The sequence below is a fragment of the Pseudodesulfovibrio profundus genome (assembly GCF_900217235.1).
Lineage (GTDB): Bacteria > Desulfobacterota > Desulfovibrionia > Desulfovibrionales > Desulfovibrionaceae > Pseudodesulfovibrio > Pseudodesulfovibrio profundus.
The window spans coordinates 3,459,582-3,479,762 of the sequence record NZ_LT907975.1 but is presented as its reverse complement, the minus strand read 5'-3'; the positions used below and the strand labels follow the sequence as shown (position 1 = coordinate 3,479,762).

The window sequence follows — 20,181 nt, the reverse complement described above, 5'->3', positions numbered from 1 at the left end:
CTACCAGAAGACTATATACTTTTACTTTACGATGAGGACTCAGATGAGACGACTGATCTTTGCAATATTCATTTCCATTGTGTCATTCAGCCCGGCCCTTGCCGGCCCGGACGGCACCACAACCATCAAGGAGTCGGTGGAGGCTGCCGTAAAGCACCATCCGCAAATCAAAGCACTGCTGCACAACCGTGACGCAGTATCCAATGACTTGTCATCGGCCCTTGGTCGTTTTTTCCCGTCCCTTGATCTTTCGGTCAACTACGGACTGCAAAACTACGATAGCAGAGCAACTCGTATTGACAACAAGGACGGAGACACCAACACTGCTTCCGACTCCACGCTGACTCTGACCCAGAACGTCTTTGACGGCATGAACCGTTACAATGACTACCAGGGTTCCAAGAATCGTCTCGAATCTGCCGAACATCGTTTGTATGACAACGTGGAAAACATCGCTCTGGACGCCATCCGCGCCCATATCGACATCGTTCGCGAACGCAAGCTGGTTGCGTTGGCCGGTGAAAACATCACGGCTCACCAGGAAGTGCTGGACTCCATCGCAGAACGCGTAGCCGGTGGTGCTGGCAATAAGGCTGACGAGATGCAGGCCAGAGGCCGTGTCGCACGCGCTGAGACCACCCTCATTTCCGACATGGGCGCCCTGCGTATCGCAGAAGCTGAATATCGCCGTGTCACCGGGCTTCAGGCCGGTCCGCTGCAGGACACAGGTTTCCAGATGGACGCAATCCCTGCTTCCATGGACACCATCATGGACAAGGCTCTGGATAACAACCCCAAGGTCAAGGCCATTAAAGCGGATGTCGCTGCAACCGAACGCGACAAGGGTGTTGTCACTGCCGCTTACATGCCCACTGTGAATATTGAACTCAGCTCACGCTACACCGATGACTTGGACGGTTCCGAGACCTACCTCAACGACAACCGTGCCATGCTCGCGCTGAACTGGAATCTGTTCAACGGCACCTCTGATTACTACGATCGCCAGTCTGCTGATGATCGCATCAAGGAAACCAAGGCCACTCTTCAGGATACCGTGGAAGATCTTTCCCGACAGGTTGCTACAGCCTGGACCGAGTACCAGACTGCGGTTCAGTCCATCCAGAAGCACCAGGAAGCCCTGCAGTACAGCATGGAATCCCGTGACATGTACCTGATGCAATTCAATGTTGGTCAGCGCTCCCTGCTGGATGTGCTCGACTCCATCAATGAAGTATTCAGCAACTCGGTACTGCTGGAAACCGCCATGTCCAACCGCGAATTCTCCCTGTACCGTTTCCTCACTCTGGAAGGTCGCCTGATCAATGCATTGGAAGTCAAACAGGCAGCTTACGATCCGGAAGCTCAATAAACAGAGCAACAATTGAATTCAAAAGGGCGTAGCTTTAGCTACGCCCTTTTTGTTTGTGCGGTGGTCCACATCATCCGGTCCTAGTGACGAGCCATCGTAACCGTACCCAGTCCGCTTCATTGCCAATAGCTGATGAAGATGCATTACGTTGGCTGACATCTCACTCAATAAGAAAAAGGTCGATCATCCAAAATGGACGATCGACCTTACTTTCCGAATTAGCATTAACGCGCAATGAAAAGCGTTGATAGCTTACCGATCAATAGTCTTCGATAACGCGATGAGAGCGCCATACGCCCTTGTTGAACCGCGCACGGAACACGACTGCAAGAACTGTCACGTACAGCACGAGGCATATCCATGGACCGTGAACGGAAGTTGATCCGAAGTAGCTGAGCAGCGAAAGCGGGATGACAAGACATCCGAATGACGCGCTGCCCATGACAGTCATGATGAATCGCGTATCGCCTGCACCCTTCAATGCTCCCACATAGACGATGGCCACCGCATCCACGAGGGTAAAGGCGGCAACGTACCGCAGGAGAACAATTCCAAGCGGGACGACATCATTGAAAGCCGCCACTTCGCCACGGGTTCGGAACAGCTCCAGAAGAGGCACCGGGAACACGAAAAAGATCATCGCCATGAAGAACATGTAGGTCAGCGCGATGTGCAATACGGACTTGGTTGCATAGAAAGCCCCGTCCGGGTTCCGATTGCCCATGGCCTGCCCAACCATGATGGACACGGCGATGTTCAGCCCCAGGGTCGGCAGGAACGCCAGGGTATCGATGGAAATGGCGATATTGCTGGCAGCCAGTTCGACTTCACCGATACGCCCGACGATGAACACGAAAAAGGTAATGCCGAATATTTCCAGAAAGAACTGCACACCACCGGGCAACCCGTATTTCATGAACCGCTTGAACAGCTCCGGCTCGAACCGGACAGCGGAAAGCACGCGGAATGACGCGTCATTGTGCTTGTTGAAGATGAGCAGGGCGAAACAGACGGCTGGTAGCGTATAGCCGAAGACGGTCGCCAGACCGGCTCCTACGATACCGAGTTCGGGGAATATCCAAACACCGTTGATCAGACAATAATCCAAGGGGATATTGATTCCGGCAGCCGCAAGGTTGACCAGCATCACCGGCTTGGTGATGCCGCGCCCGGAATAGAAACAGGACAACGTGATGCCGAGTAAGAACGGTCCGCCGCCCAGTGTCAGGATACGGAAGTAGACGACTTCCAATTCCCTCACTTCCGGCGGATGTCCACCAAGAGCAAAAAGCGGTTCGGCAATGAACCAGAGCGACGCGAGGATCAGGCCCGCGGGAATGCAAAACCATATACCCTGCCACAAGGCTGCCCCAACCCGCTCATGACGGCATGCACCAGTATATTGGGAAACAAAGACTCCGGTGTATTCGGCAACACCAAAGAAAAAAGAAAGGAACAGGAACGCGGCAATGCTCGCAGGGAGCGACGCGCCTAAGGCCTCGAGGGAATAGTTTCCCAGAAAAATTCTGTCCGTGAATGTCATCACTGTGGACGACATCATACTAACGACCAAAGGCATCCCTATTTTCAGGGACGCCCTATAGCCATTCGGCGCACTCCATCTTGTAAGCATCCGAGTGGGATATCCTACAAGAATGCACTCCACAACATTTTTGTACCAACAGCATACAACAAAATTGCAAAGATGCGTTTCAACTTATCGACAGGTAACGAGTGAGCAAGCTTGGCCCCGAAAGGCGCGGTCAACATGCTGGTGGCGATAATACCGAGCAGGGCCGGGATGTAGACATATCCGATGTGCGGCCCGGGGATATTCTCAACCCCTGTACCATTGATGATGTATCCTGCGGTTCCGGACAACGCGATGGGCAATCCCACGGCAGCGGCGGTGGCGATGGAGCGATGCATGGTCTGACTACACCAGGAGAGAAACGGAACCGTCAAGGTGCCGCCGCCAATACCGACGATGGCAGAAAAGATGCCGATGACATTTCCGGCGCCAAAGATACCGACAGTCCCCGGCATTTCCCGAGTTCCTTCCGTCTTCTTGCCGAAAAGCATCTGAGTGGCGACGTAGTACAGGAATATCCCGAACACCGCCTTGAGGACCATGGTGGAAAGGATCGACGCAATCCACGCACCAAGGTAGGTGCCGAGAATGATCCCCGGTGCCAGCCGCCAGAAGGCGGTCCAGTCGATGGCCCCCCTCTTGTGATGGGCACGCATGCTGGAAAGGGAAGTAAAGATGATCGTCGCCAGCGACGTACCCAGCGCAACATGCTGGATGTGCACCTCGGGGAATCCCTGCAACTCAAATGCGAAATTGAGCATGGGAACGATGACCAACCCGCCGCCGATGCCGAGCAGTCCGGCAAGTACTCCGGCCAAAGCGCCGAGTACGAGATAGAGAATATATGTGGTGATCATAATGAACTCGGCCCGCTTCATGTGAAGCGGGCCCGGTTATTGAATTATTCGCTGAACAGAACGCGCGAGGTAATATCCTCGACGGTCTGGGAACCGGTCAGCACCATTGCCTGCAACAGTTGGCCCTTGAGTGTGGCGAAGTAGGTTTCCACCCCTTCCTGCAAGCCACCCACGGCAGCAATGGAGACAGGACGCCCGATCATGACGGCATCAGCACCAAGGGCCAGCATCTTGAGGACATCCACACCATCACGGATGCCACCGTCAACGATGACATCGAGCTTGCCGGAAACAGCCTTGGCGATGCCCGGAAGCACAGCAGCGGAACCGGGAGCATGGTCAAGCACGCGGCCACCATGGTTGGAAACGACAATGGCGTCGGCCCCGACTTCAACAGCCAGTTCGGTCTCATCCGGGGTCATGATACCCTTGAGGATGAACTTGGCACCCCAGCCATGAACCGTATCGATCAGCGCCTTAATCTCTTCCGGCTTTTTGGGCGAAACAGGGCGACCCATCTGACGAAGGGTGATCAGTCCGGCGGCATCGACATCCACACCAAAGGTGGTACAACCGGTGGCCTTGGCTTTTTCAAATTTTTCTTCCAGCTCTTCCCCTTCCCAGGGCTTGATAAATGGAATGCCGTACCCGTCATTCTTATCAATGGCAGCGTATCCGGCCTCGTGAATGAATGGGGGCACGCCGTCACCGACACAACCGATGACACCGGCAGCCTTGGAGCCACCGACGACAGCATCGGCATATTCGTCTTCAGTGATTTTGCCGCCCATATTAAAGGATACACCACCGATGGGCGCTGCCATGATCGGCATAGCCAGATCATACCCAAGGACTTTGGTCGAACAGTCAGGCTCGGTAGCACCGTGCAGCAAACGCATGTTCAGCTTGACTTCGGCCAGTGCGGAGAGGTTGTTCTTGAACGATGAGGCAGTGCCAAGTCCGCCCATACCCGGAACTTCTCCGGCGCAGGCCTTACCGTCACATACCTTGCAGACCCGGCAGAATCCTTTCATCATCTCACGGGCTTTATCCTTGATTTCCTTCATGGTTCCTCCATCTGTCGTTATTTGTCTGCAAACACTATTCGTTCGACTTCTTCCAAATGTTCCCGCATGGCCTTTTCCGCCTGCATGATGTGGCCGCCCTTGATGGCATCAACGATGGCCTTGTGGGCTTCCAGTGAACGCTGCTGACGGTCCTTGGACTGCAGAACAGAGATCCGGCTCTCCACGAACTCGTCGTGCAAGGCGCCGATCATTATGCGCATGACCGAATTGCCAGAGGCTTCGGCCAATATTTCATGAAACAACTGGTCCAGTTCGCTGGTCATCTTACCGGCCTGAGCCGCCTCTTCCTGTTCGGAAATGACATTCTCCATCCAGGTGATATCACTAGGAGATGCATTGCGCGCTGCCAGAGCCGCAATTTCCGGCTCCACCAACTTGCGAACCTCGAAGATGTCCTTGAGTCTGGGCTGACTGCGAACGATTGAACCGGCAAAGGCTTCGGCAAAGCTGTCGGCATCGGCAACACGGACAAACGTCCCTGCCCCCTGCCTGCTTTCAAGAATATCCTTTTGTGCCAACGCCTTGATGGCTTCGCGGACCGTATTGCGCGAAACAGAGAACATCTCTGCCAACCGCCGTTCCGGTGGAAGCTTATCGCCCGGAGTCAATTCACCACGTTCGATCATGGCCCGTATCTGAAGTACGATATCCTGATAAATAGATTTTCGATTGATTGGTTTGACGTCCATAACTGTAGCTCCGTGGGTGAGAAAAAAGCATGTCCGGGTTGTGAGGCACGACTCTTAGGCTAGCATCTTCGGGACCAGCACCCCCACAACCCGGACCGGCCCGGCTCAAACACGTAAAAACCAACACCTCACGGCATTCACGGTCATTGGTTGGACCAATTCCCCAATTAGACCACTCTTTCACACAGGTCAACAACAGAATGCGTAAAAATGCAGATTCGCGCCTTGCAAGCTCACCCTTGACATTTTCATGTATCGAAAGGACTATCATGATACGTTGGACTATAATGTACCAAGGAGGTCCTGTGACACCCGACATTCTCATTGTTTCACTCATTCTGCTTGCCGCTATCATTCTTCTGGTGACGGAGCGGTTCACCGTTGATGTCACAGGCATCGGGATTATCGTGGTTCTCATGTTGACCGGGCTGCTCACTCCCAAAGAGGCCATGGGAGGCTTTTCCAATCCTGCTCCATTGGCTGTGGCCGCCCTGTTTGTCGTCAGTTACGGGCTGGTCCGCACCGGCGCCCTCAACTTTGTCAGCCGCATGGTCATCAGATACGCTAATGGAAGCCGATTGAAGCTTATGCTCCTGACCCTGTTGCTGGTCGGCACCCTCTCGGCGTTCCTGAACAATACCCCGGTGGTGGTTCTGTTCATGTCAATCGTCATGACAGCTTGTGTCCGGTTCGGGTTCACGCCGTCGAAATTCCTGATCCCCCTTTCGTACATCTCCATTCTGGCGGGAACATGTACGCTCATCGGTACATCAACCAACATTCTCGTCAGCGACGTGGCAGCCGGTCTCGGAGCCGCACCTATTACCATGTTCGAGTTGTCCATACTGGGCGTACCCATAGCGTTGGTGGGTGGCGCGTTCATGCTCATGTTTTCCGACTTTCTGCTCCCAGCCCATGACTCTCCGGATATCGACAGCCCATCTTCTCCCGAACTGTATCTTTCCGAACTGACCATTCCTGCCGACAGCAGCCTTATCGGAGAAAAGCCGGTGAAGGGCCGACTGGAAAGCCGGCCGGGAATCAAGATATACGAGGTATATCGCGGTCAACGTATTTTCCGGCTGGATGTAACCCGGATCATGCTTCGAGAGGACGATTTGATCCTTGTTCGGGCTTCAGCAGATGAAATAACCCGACTGCTTGACCAACGAGATGTCAGCCTGCCCTCATGCAGCAAGCCTCACTGTTTCAAAGCGCTCCATTCCGGCGTTTCCAAGTTGGTAAAAGTGCTGATCCCATCCGGTTCCAAGGCGCGCGGCACCCGGCTTCGCGATCTGTATCTGGCCGACTTTGAAGATGTCAGCATCGTCGGGCTTATCCGCAGGCACGAGCACTACTCGTGGAGAAAGGGCAACTCACAGCGCCTCAAGGTCGGTGACGTACTGCTCGTGCAAGTCAACGAAGCATCCCTGGCAACCATTCGTGAAGAAGACGATTTCATAATTCTCGACGATGACGTGGTCAAAGACATCGTCAACTGGAAGCGTGCGCCTATCGCCATGGTCATTTTTATTGCCATGATCATCGCAACAGCCAGTGGTATCACTGATATCCTGACCGCATCCTTTGCCGCTGGATTTGCCATGATCCTGACCAACTGCCTGAACATCTCCGATGCCTATCGGGCGGTGGACGTCAAGGTCATCATGCTGATCATCGGAACCATTGCCCTCGGGTCTGCCATGCAGAAAACAGGGGCGGATGCGTACTATGCCCACGCATTTCTCGGCATGTTCCAGGATGCAGGTCCCCATGTCATCCTGACGGCGTTTATTCTTCTTACCAGCCTGCTGTCCCACTTTCTATCCAACAACTCCACAGCCGTGCTCCTCGTGCCCATTGCCATTGCAACGGCTCAAACCCTGAATGTGGACCCCCGACCATTCATCATCGGAGTCGCCTTTGGTGCTTCGGCCTGCTACGCAACCCCCATCGGCTACCAGACCAACCTCATCGTATACGGACCTGCGGGATACCGTTTCGCGGACTATCTGCGTCTTGGTCTGCCAATGGTCGCCATCGTCTGCGGTGGAGCCGCCCTCTTCATTCCCGAATTCTGGCCGTTCTGATCAAAAGAGAACACAAATACAAAAAAGCCCGGAGCAACAGTTTGTTGCTCCGGGCGATACGTTTTCACTGATTATTCGGAGATCAGGCTTTCCGCAAGGTGTGCAGGGTGATCTCAGGCCCTGAACCAAGTCGCATGGGCGGTCCCCAGTAACCTGTCCCCACGTTGACGTACAGCAGCGTGTTTCCATGCAGGTGCAGCCCACGGACATAGGGCTGGAACAAATGCACGGCAAAGTTATACGGGAAGTATTGCCCGCCATGGGTATGCCCGGACAACTGGATATTGAATCCGGCTGCCTCGGCTTCATAGATGGAGCGAGGCTGGTGCGCCAACAGGATGGAAACATCATGATCCGGGGCATTGGCCATGGCCGCCTTGGGCGACGACTTGTGCGCGGGATGCATATGCTCACTACGAATATCGGTTACACCGCCAAGCAGGATGCGGCCCTGTCCGGTATCGATCAACCGGTGCTCGTTGAGCAGCGGCTTCATGCCGAGCTGATCCGACTTCAAGGCCCACTGCTCAACCCCGGAATAGTACTCATGGTTGCCGGTGCACATCCAGACGCCATGCGGGGCAGTGAGATTGGAAAACGGTGCTACCGCCTCGTTCAACTCCTGCACGGTCCCGTCGACGACATCGCCGGTGTGCACGATCATATCCGGGTTCTGGGCATTAACGGCATCGACCACTGCCTGAAGCCAGTCTTCTCGGATGGTCGGCCCCACATGGGTGTCGGATATCTGGGCAATGGTGAATCCGTCCAGACCGTTCGGCAGGCCTATGACCGGCAGTTCATTGGGTACAACAGGCGGCACGGAGCGGGCCTTGAAGATAGAGTAGCCCGTCAGCGGGAGTGTGGCTGTCAGGATAGCCGTATTACTTGCATTGAGCAAAAATCGCCGACGCTCCTGATCCGCCTTTTTGGTGTAGATGCGAGGGCGCCGACGGCCAAGGCGAAGACTGATCTTCTGCCCGATCCGCTTACACAATACCGGGATATCCCGCCCCAACATGAAAATAACCAGAAGGGACACGAAACCCAGGAACGTGTATCCCACCCAGTTCACATAAACCAATATATCGCTATCTAAACCCTGGCCATCAACCAGCCACTTGAGGCGCTGGCCGAACAGCAGAACCGGCACAGCCAGCCAGGCCGCAACCTTCCACCGTCTGCGTATGGAGGCAGGGTTTATGAGCCGCCAGCCGATGTACAACGTCAGAAACGTTGCCACCGCCAGCACGACAAACTTCCACATGATTAAATCTCCGCCATTTTAGATTGGTATCGACTTCACATGGGCATAAACGGTCTCAATGTCAAATATGTGCACCTATATTCCATTACTTCATAATAGACGATGCACCTTTGCCTCGACTGGCGGCTCTTCAATTAATTCAATATTTTCAACATCGGCAGTATCTTGTCATGGACCAGTTCAAGGTAGGACCTGGCAGCCCGGTGGAACTGGAACGAATCGGTAGAGGATGCAAGTGGATTGTCCATCACAGCTCGAATACCCCACCCGGAAGGCGAGAAATTACGATCAACATCACTGGAGGCAACATTGCTGAAAAGAGAACCATCTTCAATGCGCATCTTCCATACTTTACACCGTTCTTCCTTGATCCCCTCGTAGGCCAATATTTCCTTCAGTATCGGCTCCTGTCTTTCTGAAAACGGCTCATGGGGCGCATCCAGGGACGACTGGCTGGAAAGGAACGCCTTGTACACAGCGTGAAGACGCGTGCACGCCTCGTAAAAGGACTGGGCATTATCCCTTTCGGATGCGAGATATTCTACCTCCGGGTGACCGGAGTTGCTGTATTCGAATTGCCAGCGCATGTACGGCCTGTCCGGAAATGTCGCGGCACCGGCATGTCCCAGCATGGATGCTTCGGCAAACGATGCGGCTACACGCTCCTTGAACAGGTCAAGTTTGCGCGAAACATATGAATCCAGAACATCGGCATTCAAGGCTTCAAGTGTGGTCTGATCGACTTCATTGAGCGGAGAGGCTGTGCCGGAGAACCCGTAGTGCGAATAGGTGTCTTGAATGACGTGAGAGATGATGCCCAGCAGATGAAGTGCGTACGGCTCATTGGCAGCATTGGCAGCGAGGGTATGCTCGATAATCGCTTCGACCGCCCTGTTTCCTTCATCTCCCTTAAGACAGATCATCCGTGACTCGACATTGTCGCCCATACCACCGGGCAGGAAATGAAAGGGCACCCACACGTTCCACTGATCCATCCTGTCAAAGTTCTTCGACACCTCCAGCATCTTGTGCGCCGAAACCACCGGCAGCATGTACCTTCTATTGGCAATATCAACCGGCTGAGCGCAGACCGACTCGTCCACATATTGCGCGGCGGTGGCGATGGTGTTGGCAAGGTCAGGTGAAAACCCCGCCATTCTGGCGACCGCATAGGTCCCATGGTAGTGCATGTCCAACTGCATACGTTCCTCCAAGTTTGAATGTAATGAGTCAAAGCAATATAGACAACACGCATGAATTAGGCAATAAGATATTGAACAGCGGTATAATCCTGCAAAAAACAACTATCAAAGGGTTGACAAGTGCGAACCGTTGAGCCGCAATAGCTAGCGAGACTCAGGAAAAAATCCCAACTTAACTGTTCATTTTTCTGTGGAATCCTTCCAAAAACCGGTTTCAAACCGAAAGCCCTTATGGTAAGCCATTCTCGTCGTGGCGCACCGACGCCCACCACACCTGCCGACCGCCATACCTGTCGAAAATCAACCCAGCTGAATTTGATCCATTTTTTTTCTAAACTAGCTCTAGAAAAAAGTTAAATATTTTGGTGAACACTGGATGCGACAGCCTGTGGAAAACTTTTACAATTCCCGCATATTTGCCTATAATTAGTTACAATCAAAATACAGCAGCTCACTATTAAAAAAATTCCAAAACACCCCCTGTACAAAATCGGAAGCGTAGGATATCAATGTGGACACACTTCGGCTGTGCTCCACACACCCTGTCTCACAGCTAAAGTTCGCCGGAAAATCACCGCCTCACACGACATTCAGAGCGACATTCGGCACCCAATAAAAACCATTTCTGCGCGCAGTAGCAGAGGAGATTCGAGGATGGATACACCCGTCGGGGTATGGAACTACGTACGCGGTTTTGAGAACCTGAGCCTTTGTGACTGGCCAGGGCGAGCCACGTGCATTATTTTTCTCGGCGGATGCAACCTGCATTGTCCGACTTGCCACAACCATGAACTGGCGTGGGACATGCAATCGCTCCCTGCCATCGACAAGACCCGCATCACATCCTACCTGCGCGACCGCGCCGGATGGCTGGACGGTGTGACCATCACCGGAGGGGAACCCACACTGGTCCCTGCGCTGGGCGAGTTGCTCATGGAAATCAGAAAAGTCGGACTGCCCATCAAAATCGACACCAACGGGATGCGGCCCGACATCGTCGCCGAACTGCTGGAATGCAATCTGGCCGATGTTTTTGCCGTCGATGTGAAGGGACCGTACGCCAAGTACCCCGCCCTCACCGGCCATGCCGTTTCCGAAATTGCCGCCAAAGCCAACCTCGAACGCATATTCAGGATTGCACAGGCCAAACCCGAGGCATTTTACTTCCGCACCACCCAGGTGCCCGGGCTTACCGATAGTGATATCGAAACAGCCCAAAGCTACTTGCCTCTCGATTACGAACTGAAGATTCAACAATATGTGCCCCCAAGGAGGAAGACGGAGCATGCCCAGTCAGATCATGAAACGCGACGGCCGGTTGGAAACGTGGTCAACTGACCGCATCTCCCAAGCCATTTTCAAGGCACTCGCTGCCAGCGGTATCAAGGACCCCATTCTCGGCAAACGTCTGGCGAGAAAGGTTGAGCAAAAACTCGATGGAGTGGACATCCCCGAACAGGAGCATGTCCAGAACACTGTCGAGCAGATTCTCATGGAGTCCAGACAGTTTGAAATCGCCAAAAAGTATATCCTGTACCGGGAAAAGCGCAGACAGCTCCGTTCTCAGAAGGAAGCATATCTTGATATCAAGGATGTCATCGACACCTACCTTGATCAGGCCGACTGGCGCGTTAATGAAAACGCCAACATGACCCATTCCTTTCAGGGATTGATGCTCCACCTTTCGGGGACGGTCCAGGCACGCTACGCGCTGGAAAAGTACCCGGAAGAAATCCGCATGGCGCACGAGCACGGATACTTCCATATCCACGATCTTTCATTCGGTCTTGCCGGATACTGCGCAGGCTGGTCCCTGCGCGACCTGCTGCTCGAAGGGTTCAACCTCGAAGGCCGCGCCTCTGCCGGTCCTGCCAAGCATTTTGACACTGCCCTCGGCCAGATGAATAACTTTCTCGGCACGTTGCAGAACGAATGGGCCGGAGCCCAGGCGTTCAACAACGTCGACACCTACCTGGCACCCTTCATTCGCCACGACGGTCTCAATTACGAGCAGGTACGCCAGTGCATGCAGAAGTTCGTCTTCAACCTGAACACGACCTCTCGCTGGGGCGGACAGTCTCCGTTCACCAACCTTTCGTTTGACCTCGTCGCTCCCAAGCACATCGCTTCCGAGCCGATCATCATCGGCGGCAAATACGACGACACATTGACCTATGGCGACTTCGAAGAAGAAATGGCCATGATCAACAAGGCGTACATCGAAGTCATGCTGGAAGGAGACTACCAGTCCCGCATCTTCTCGTTCCCGATCCCGACGTACAACGTCACCAAGGATTTCCCGTGGGAATCCGACATCGGCGAATTGTTGATGCAGCTCACCGCGAAATACGGCGTACCTTACTTCCAGAATTTCATCAGCTCTGATCTCAATCCCGAAGACGTTCGGTCCATGTGTTGCCGTCTTCAAATGGATCTTCGCGAACTTCGCAACAAGACCGGCGGCCTGTTCGGCGCAGGCGATCTCACCGGCTCCATCGGTGTGGTCACACTGAACCTGCCCAAGCTCGCCTATCTTGCTCAGTCCGAAGATGACTTTCTTGAACTGATCACCGAATACGCAGAACTTGCCAAGGAATCCCTTGAATACAAGCGTAAGGTCATCAACAACAACCTTGAAGCGGGCATGTTCCCGTGGTCCAAGCGCTACCTCAAGAACGGATACAAGGGACACTTCTCCACCATCGGTCTTCTTGGCGGGCATGAAGCATGTCTGAACCTGATCGGCCGTGGAATCGAAACTGAAGGCGGCGTTCGCCTGATGCGCCGGGTGCTCAACCACCTGCGTCGTGTCACTTCCCGCTTTCAAGAGGAGACAGGCTCCCTCTATAACCTGGAAGCGACGCCTGCCGAAGGCACCAGCTACCGTCTGGCCAAGATCGACAAGTCGCTCTACCCGGACATCCAGGCACAGGGTAACGGAACCCCGTATTACACCAACTCGACGGCACTGCCGGTGGGCATTTCCGACGATGTACTCTACGCGTTGGAGCACCAGAATCAGTTGCAGCCGCTCTACACCGGCGGCACCGTATTCCACACCTTCCTTGGCGAAGCGGTCACTGATCCGGCTTCATTGAGGAACTTCATCCTGAAGGCGTTCACCAAGACCAAGATTCCGTATGTCTCGGTCACACCGACCTTCTCCATCTGCAAAGAACACGGATATGTATTGGGCGAGCACTTCGAGTGCCCCACCTGCGGCGAGGAAGCCGAGGTATACACACGCATCGTCGGCTACTACCGTCCGGTTTCACGCTGGAACAAGGGCAAGCAGGCCGAGTACACCGATCGCGTGGTATTCAGCGACTGTCTGTGTAGTTAAAAAAGTTTCTCCAGTCCTGTTTGAGGAAGCAGGATTTGAGGATAATGGGAATGTGAGGACTTCCATGTATGTGCATGGAAGTCCTCACGATTTTTTATGATGTCATCTACATCGCTCTCAACGCGTCTTTCCTCACACGCGTTTGAAGAACAAATGCCACACAACTACCATCAGGCACAAAAAAGGCGCACACTCACACGAGCATGCGCCAAGTCAAATCTGTATTGATCCCTCCACAGGTGGTCGATCCGTATCACACTGGAACAGAAACCGATTCAACGACCTCTCAGGCCATTGAATACTTCCGCCGTGAACGACCTTTCGGGAAAGAATCCAAAAAAATGTTACTGCAACTGAGCTATGGTGGCGTAGCAGGCAAAAGCCGCAGCCACACAAAGCGCCACTTTGATGGAGCTGACCATCAACCCGAGGCGCATCTGCTCACCAGAACCAGTGGAATCTTCAGGCGAGAAAATCTGACTCACCAGTTCACGCGGAGTAACAGCCTTACGATGACGTTTCGTGCCTATCAGGGTCGGTGTCCAAGTCTGCATATGAGTGCTCCTTTTTGCAGTTTTCTTAAAGCCCTCATAGGATGAGATTACAAGAATGTATAATCGTGTTTCGTTAGCCCTGCGATAACTTTTCGTTATGACTGGCTCTGCCATGAAAAAAGGCCACCCTTGCGAGCGGCCTTCTGATTTCACGTAATTCCAATGCGCTAGGGCATCATGGGGGCCATGGGCAGCCCTTCGTCGATATCAAGCCCGCAAATCAGATTGGCATTCATGAGTGCCTGACCGGAAGCACCGCGACACAGGTTGTCGATGGCGGAAACCACAATCAAGCGGTTAGTGCGCGGATCGACGACAATCCCGATATCGCAGAAGACCGTACCTCGCACGTAGCGGGTCTCGGGCAGTTGCCCTTTGGGCAGCACGCGAACCATGGGCTTGTCAGCGTAGAACTCCGTATACACTTCAAGCACATCATCCACTGTATGCTCGCCGCTGAGGGTCGTATACATGGTGGACAGGATGCCGCGATCAATGGGGAGCAGATGTGTGTTGAAAGATACGGTGATGTCCTTGCCAGCTACTTTGGAAATCTCCTGCTCGATCTCCGGGGTATGACGATGGGAAGCAAGACCGTACGCTTTGAAGGAGTCATGCACTTCACAGAAGAGCGTGCCGACCTTGGCGCCACGCCCTGCACCGGAGGTACCGGACTTGGAATCAATGACGATATTCTCGGTGCTGACCAGACCGGCAGACAGGGCAGGCGTCAGCCCGAGAATGGCCGATGTCGGATAACAACCGGGATTGGCGATCAACCGCGCACCCATAATCTCATCAAGATACAGTTCGGGCAGTCCGTATACGGCCTCAGCCAGATATTCCGGCTTGGTGTGCTCGGTGGCATACCACTCTTCATACGTGGCCTTGTCATTGATGCGGAAATCGGCTGACAGATCGACGACCTTAACGCCTTCATCCAGCAGCTCTGCGGCTATCTCCATGGCTGTCTTGTGCGGCACGGCAAGAAAGACCACATCACACTCGGCAGCCAGATCAGCCGGGTCGGGCTGGGAGATGACCAGCTCACCAAGCGGCAGTCGGGTCAGGAAAGGATAGATATCGGCCAGGGTTTTACCAGCCTCGGAGCGGGACGTTGCGCGGACGAGTTCCATGGACGAGTGGTGCGTCATCAGCCGCGCCAACTCCATGCCGGTATAGCCGGTGACGCCGACCAGACCCGCCTTGATTAGTTGAGACATATTCTCTTCTCTTATTTGGATTTGTTCACGTAGGTCATGCGAAGGTCATAGACGATATCGCACAACAGCTTCCGTTCGTCTTCGTCCAACCCCTGGTCGAATTTTTGCTTCAACATGCCGAGCACATCGATGGTGTGTTTGGCCATCTGCGGGTGAAATTCAGTCTTCCCGGTGCTGGGGTCAGCGGCTTCACCCAGGGCGACCATGGCCGAAGACGACAGGGAATAGATAAACGTGGTAAAATTGATGCCCATAGGAATCCCCTGCATGGGGTTTTCTTTGCACGGTTTGTCAGCCATCCTCTCCTCCAGTCTGCGATATTGTTGGTACAACTGTAAGTAAAGGCTGCAAGGTCCCGAGTCAACAATGAGAAAAGACAAAAAATACCATCTGCCAATAAAACCGCATACGTATTATGTTAAGGAGAAATAATATTTGATATGAATAGGCTTTTCTGGTTACACTCCCTGATGGAATCAAACAATATTAACAGTCTTTTCAAAGGTATGCCGATGCCATACAAAAAAGCAGCTCCCATTTTCCCCGTCATTTTTCTCTGTCTCGTTGGTCTCGTTTTTTCCGGCTGTACGGAAAACGAAGAAAAACAGGCAGCTGCACCCGAAGTCAGACCGCTGAAGGTGTCAAAAGTCGAAACGAGAGACATGCCCAATTGGGGCGAATTCATTGGTCAGATAAGTGCTGTTGATACAGTCGACATACGAGCCCGGGTAGAAGGGTTCCTTCTTGAAAAGCAGTTTGAGGAAGGTCGGGCAGTCAAAAAAGGCGATTTGTTATTCGTCATCGACCCGAAACCTTTCGAGGAAGACCTCAAAGAGGCAAAATCGGAGCTTGATTACAATCAGGCATTGCTGGAAAAAGCAAAAAAAGACATGGCCCGTTACTCAAAACTCCTTAAAGAAGGAGTGGTCAGCCAGACCGAGTTCGAGTCCTACCAGACCAGCTTCAGCACCTATCAGGCCAAAGTTCGCCAGAACAAGGCCCAGGTCGAAAATGCCAACATACAGTTGGGATACACCAAAATCTATTCGCCCATCGATGGCATCATCGGTCGTGTTCAGGTTGATGTCGGCAACCTCGTGGGTAAGGGCGAATCCACCCTGCTCGCCACCATTTCCACCGTCGATCCGGTCTATGTTTCTTTCAGTGTCAATGAAGCCGACTACCTCAAAGCCAAACGCAACCGGGAGCAGAGCAACCTTCCCGACGACGGCCTCAGGATGCTGCTTTCCGATGGTACCGAATACGAACACTCCGGTCAGTTGAGCATGGTTGACCGCGCCGTTGATCCGAAGACCGGCACACTGGGCATTCGAGTCCAGTTCCCGAATCCGGACGGCCTTCTTCGTCCCGGACAGTACAGCCGTGTTCTCATCCTTATCGAAGAAACCAAAGATGCCATTGTCGTTCCTTCCCGCAGCATCATCGACGTGCAGGGCATGACCTCCATCTACAAGGTTGATCAGGACAACAAGCTCGTGAACCAGCCTGTTGAGACCGGATATGAAGTCGACAACTTCGTCGTAGTCAAAGAAGGGCTCTCCCCTGATGATCTTATTGTCACGGATGATGTCCGTCGACTGCGCCCGGGCATGGAAATCAAGCCCATTGTCGTTCCCATGACAAAGCCGGGTGGCGAAGAGGTTGATCTGAATTCATCCCAGCCAAACGAGTCAAACAGCGACCAAGATGGTGCTGAGAACAAGGACGGCTAAGCCATGTTCGTCCAATTCTTCATCAATCGCCCTATTTTTGCCTCGGTTGTCGCGATCATCATTCTGCTGGTCGGGACACTGAGTCTTTTCTCACTGCCCATCGCGCAGTACCCGGAAATCGCACCGCCATCGGTCAGTGTCCGCGCCAACTATATCGGCGCCGATGCGGAGACCGTCATGGAATCGGTGGCAACGCCTATCGAAGAGCAGGTCAACGGCGCCCAGGACATGATGTACATGTCCTCCATCTCGGCCAACGACGGCTCCATGGCCCTCAACGTCACATTCGACCTGGGCAGAGACCTTGAACTGGCGACTGTTGATGTACAGAACCGCGTCAACCTCGCTGCGGCACAGCTGCCCCAGGAAGTACGCAATGCAGGTATCTCCGTTCGCAAACGGTCGCCTGACATCGTTCTCATCATCAATCTGACGTCAAAAGAACCGCAATACGACTCCCTGTTCCTGAACAACTACGCCAAAATCAACCTCTATGATGCCTTGCGTCGTATCGAGGGTGTTGGCGATGTTTCCCTGTTTGGTGACAAGGACTACGGAATGCGCCTCTGGCTGGAGCCGAACAAGCTCGCCACCTACGGCTTGACCGTAACGGATGTCATTCAGGCAGTGCAGGAGCAGAACGTTCAGGCACCGGCCGGACAGATCGGCATGCCCCCGACCCCCAAAGGCCAGCAGTACCAGATGTCCTTGCGCGTTCAGGGACGACTGGCGGATCCCGAAGAGTTCGGCGCGATCCTTCTCAAGGCCAATGAAGACGGCTCCACCACCCGCATCAGGGATGTGGCCCGAGTGGAACTGGGATCACGCAACTACTACACTTTCGCCCGTCTGAACGGACAGGACACGGCATCGTTGCTGATCTACCAGCTTCCCGGCGCCAATGCCCTGAACGTAGCATCTGAAGTGCGTAACGTGATGGACAACCTGGCCCAATACTTCCCGCAGGGAGTGGAATATCAGATCCCATACGACACGACACTGTTTGTTGAGTCGTCCATTGAAGAGGTCCAAAGCACCCTTATTGAAGCTCTGGTCCTCGTCTTCATCGTGGTGTTCGTCTTCCTGCAGAACTGGCGCACAACGCTCATCCCGATGATCTGTGTGCCAGTCTCTCTGATCGGTACCTTTGCCCTGTTCCCCATGCTCGACTTCTCCATCAACACACTGACATTGTTCGGGCTTGTCCTCGCCATTGGTATTGTTGTTGATGACGCCATTGTCGTGGTCGAGGCAACGCAGCGAATAATTGACGAAGAGGGCCTGTCAGCCAAAGATGCCACCATCAAGGCCATGAAGGAAGTAACCGGGCCGATCATCGCTTCGACGTTGGTACTGGTAGCGGTCTTCATACCTGTCGCCTTCATGGGCGGTATCACCGGTCAGCTCTACAAACAGTTTGCCCTGACACTGTCTGTCTCCGTTCTGATTTCATCAATCAACGCGCTGACTTTGTCACCAGCGCTCAGTGCCCTGCTGCTCCGGCCTTATACGCCAATCGGCGGACCACTGGGATGGTTTTTCGATAAATTCAACCTCATCTTCGACTGGGTGACCGCCCGCTACAACTCCGGTGTTTCGCTGATGGTCCGACGCTCCATTCTTGGGCTGCTCGTGGTTATCGCACTGACAGCCGGAGCCGGTGGTTTCCTCAAGATACTGCCATCAGGCTTTGTGCCGGACGAAGATCAGGGATACTTCATTGTCAACTGCATGCTTCCTGAAGCTGCCTCTTTGGATCGAAGCGACATGGCTGTCCAGCAGGTTGAGGAATACCTCAAAAATGCACCGGGCATCCGCAGCTTCGTCACACTGGGCGGTTTCAGCCTGCTGACCGGGTCCTATTCATCCTACAACTCGGCCCTGTTCGTCGTTTTGGATGACTGGTCAGAGCGTACGACTCCGGACCTCAGTTACCAGGCGATCATGGGGCGGGCTCAAGCTGAATTCAACAGGATTCAGGACGGCATCGTCATGGGATTTGGACCGCCTCCGATTCGTGGTCTCAGCTCGACCGGCGGCCTGCAATTTGAACTGCAGGATCGCACCGGTGGCGCACTGACAGACCTGTCGGCTGTCTCCCGATCCTTTATGTCGGAAGTCAACCAACTGCCCGAAATCGCCTCAAGCTTTACGACTTTCTCCACCAATGTTCCGCAATTTTCCGTGGAACTGGATCGCGACAAGGTCAAAAAGATGGGAGTACCGGTCAATCAGGTATTCCAGACCATGCAGACGTACCTCGGCGGTTACTACATCAACGACTTCAACAAGTACGGACGCACCTACCGCGTCATGGCACAGGCCGAGCCCGAGTACCGAACCAAGATTCAGGATATCTCCCGCTTCTACATGCGTTCGGAAGATGGCAAGATGGTCCCGCTTTCAACCGTAGCCGAAGCCGAAAGGACAACCGGTCCGGAGTATGTGCAGCGGTACAACATCTTCAAAACGGTTGAGATCACGGCCAACCCGGCTCCCGGAGTCAGTTCCGGTCAGGCCATGGCCGCCATGGAGGCTGCTGCACGGCAGAACCTCCCGGATGGCTACGGGTATGAGTGGACAGGCATCGCCTATCAGGAAAAGAACGCCGGAGGACAGACCGCCATGGTCTTTGCCCTTGCCGTTGTCATGGTCTTCCTGGTTCTTGCTGCGCAGTATGAAAGCTGGGCGACTCCGTTCGCCGTCATCCTCTGTGTGCCGCTCGGCATCTTCGGAGCCATGGCCTCGCAGTGGATGCGCGGGTTGGAAAACAACGTCTATGCGCAGATCGGACTGGTCATGCTCATTGGTCTGGCTGCCAAAAACGCCATTCTGATCGTCGAGTTTGCCAAAGAACAGCATGAAAAAGGACTCAGCCTCCGAGAAGCAGCGCTTGAGGCTGCCAATCTCCGGTTCCGTCCCATTCTCATGACTTCCTTTGCCTTCATTCTCGGCGTTATCCCGCTGGTGACAGCGAGCGGTGCAGGCTCTGCCAGCCGACACGCCCTCGGAACATCGGTTTTCGGCGGTATGATCGCAGCCACCATTCTTGGCGTCATCGTTGTCCCGGCCCTCTATGCCGGAGTACAGGGAGCAGCGGCCAAAACCGGAAAACTCCTACGACGAACAATCGGCTTCAAATCGACTAAAGAGCAATAAGCAAAAGGGGCGTCCA

Annotated in this window: 15 protein-coding genes; 6 read left to right on the top strand and 9 right to left on the bottom strand. The window is 53.9% G+C overall.

Annotation, left to right across the window (positions count from 1 at the left end; genetic code table 11):
* Positions 1 to 43 precede the first annotated feature (43 nt).
* Entirely contained in the window at positions 44 to 1,369 is a 1,326-nt protein-coding gene (locus tag DPRO_RS16275; RefSeq protein WP_097013011.1) for a TolC family outer membrane protein, read from the top strand.
* 259 nt (positions 1,370 to 1,628) lie between these two features.
* On the opposite strand, the gene DPRO_RS16270 is transcribed toward DPRO_RS16275, so the two are convergent.
* The 4 genes from DPRO_RS16270 to DPRO_RS16255 form a co-directional block, all read right to left on the bottom strand.
* A complete protein-coding gene (locus DPRO_RS16270) occupies positions 1,629 to 2,948 on the bottom strand; it encodes an MATE family efflux transporter (RefSeq protein ID WP_322788573.1) in 1,320 nt (439 codons plus the stop codon).
* A 68-nt stretch (positions 2,949 to 3,016) separates the two neighbouring features.
* Entirely contained in the window at positions 3,017 to 3,817 is an 801-nt protein-coding gene (locus tag DPRO_RS16265; RefSeq protein ID WP_097013787.1) for a sulfite exporter TauE/SafE family protein, read from the bottom strand.
* Between the two features lie 44 nt (positions 3,818 to 3,861).
* Entirely contained in the window at positions 3,862 to 4,884 is a 1,023-nt protein-coding gene (locus DPRO_RS16260) for an alpha-hydroxy-acid oxidizing protein (protein ID WP_097013009.1), read from the bottom strand.
* A 17-nt stretch (positions 4,885 to 4,901) separates the two neighbouring features.
* Complete coding sequence (locus DPRO_RS16255; RefSeq protein ID WP_097013008.1) at positions 4,902 to 5,594, bottom strand: FadR/GntR family transcriptional regulator; 693 nt, start codon at positions 5,592 to 5,594, stop codon at positions 4,902 to 4,904.
* A gap of 305 nt (positions 5,595 to 5,899) precedes the next feature.
* Here DPRO_RS16255 and DPRO_RS16250 point away from each other — a divergent pair, with 305 nt between their 5' ends.
* Complete coding sequence (locus DPRO_RS16250; protein WP_097013007.1) at positions 5,900 to 7,684, top strand: SLC13 family permease; 1,785 nt, start codon at positions 5,900 to 5,902, stop codon at positions 7,682 to 7,684.
* Between the two features lie 82 nt (positions 7,685 to 7,766).
* Here DPRO_RS16250 and DPRO_RS16245 read toward each other — a convergent pair whose 3' ends face one another.
* Together DPRO_RS16245 and DPRO_RS16240 are read right to left on the bottom strand one after the other, a co-directional pair.
* Positions 7,767 to 8,951 carry a metallophosphoesterase gene (locus DPRO_RS16245; RefSeq protein ID WP_097013006.1) on the bottom strand — a complete coding sequence of 395 codons (1,185 nt, stop codon included), beginning with the start codon at positions 8,949 to 8,951 and terminating at the stop codon, positions 7,767 to 7,769.
* 134 nt (positions 8,952 to 9,085) lie between these two features.
* Positions 9,086 to 10,153: a DUF6765 family protein gene (locus tag DPRO_RS16240; RefSeq protein ID WP_097013005.1), complete on the bottom strand. Its 1,068-nt coding sequence runs from the start codon at positions 10,151 to 10,153 to the stop codon at positions 9,086 to 9,088.
* Positions 10,154 to 10,807: 654 nt separating this feature from the next.
* Here DPRO_RS16240 and DPRO_RS16235 point away from each other — a divergent pair.
* Both DPRO_RS16235 and DPRO_RS16230 read left to right on the top strand, forming a co-directional pair.
* Positions 10,808 to 11,491 (top strand): anaerobic ribonucleoside-triphosphate reductase activating protein, encoded by a 684-nt coding sequence (locus tag DPRO_RS16235; protein WP_097013004.1) that lies wholly within the window; start codon positions 10,808 to 10,810, stop codon positions 11,489 to 11,491.
* Positions 11,439 to 13,496 (top strand): ribonucleoside triphosphate reductase, encoded by a 2,058-nt coding sequence (locus DPRO_RS16230; protein ID WP_097013003.1) that lies wholly within the window; start codon positions 11,439 to 11,441, stop codon positions 13,494 to 13,496. Before DPRO_RS16235 ends, DPRO_RS16230 begins: the two co-directional genes overlap by 53 nt.
* Before the next feature lie 344 nt (positions 13,497 to 13,840).
* On the opposite strand, the gene DPRO_RS16225 is transcribed toward DPRO_RS16230, so the two are convergent.
* From DPRO_RS16225 to DPRO_RS16215, 3 genes are all read right to left on the bottom strand, one after another.
* Positions 13,841 to 14,050 (bottom strand): hypothetical protein, encoded by a 210-nt coding sequence (locus tag DPRO_RS16225; RefSeq protein WP_097013002.1) that lies wholly within the window; start codon positions 14,048 to 14,050, stop codon positions 13,841 to 13,843.
* 167 nt (positions 14,051 to 14,217) lie between these two features.
* A complete protein-coding gene (gene argC / locus DPRO_RS16220) occupies positions 14,218 to 15,273 on the bottom strand; it encodes an N-acetyl-gamma-glutamyl-phosphate reductase (protein WP_097013001.1) in 1,056 nt (351 codons plus the stop codon).
* Positions 15,274 to 15,284: 11 nt separating this feature from the next.
* A complete protein-coding gene (locus DPRO_RS16215; RefSeq protein ID WP_097013000.1) occupies positions 15,285 to 15,572 on the bottom strand; it encodes a DUF1844 domain-containing protein in 288 nt (95 codons plus the stop codon).
* A 207-nt stretch (positions 15,573 to 15,779) separates the two neighbouring features.
* On the opposite strand from DPRO_RS16215, the gene DPRO_RS16210 reads away from it, so the two are divergent.
* Positions 15,780 to 17,006 carry an efflux RND transporter periplasmic adaptor subunit gene (locus DPRO_RS16210; protein ID WP_097013786.1) on the top strand — a complete coding sequence of 409 codons (1,227 nt, stop codon included), beginning with the start codon at positions 15,780 to 15,782 and terminating at the stop codon, positions 17,004 to 17,006.
* A gap of 3 nt (positions 17,007 to 17,009) precedes the next feature.
* Positions 17,010 to 20,165 carry an efflux RND transporter permease subunit gene (locus DPRO_RS16205; protein ID WP_097012999.1) on the top strand — a complete coding sequence of 1,052 codons (3,156 nt, stop codon included), beginning with the start codon at positions 17,010 to 17,012 and terminating at the stop codon, positions 20,163 to 20,165.
* The last annotated feature ends 16 nt before the right edge of the window (positions 20,166 to 20,181 follow it).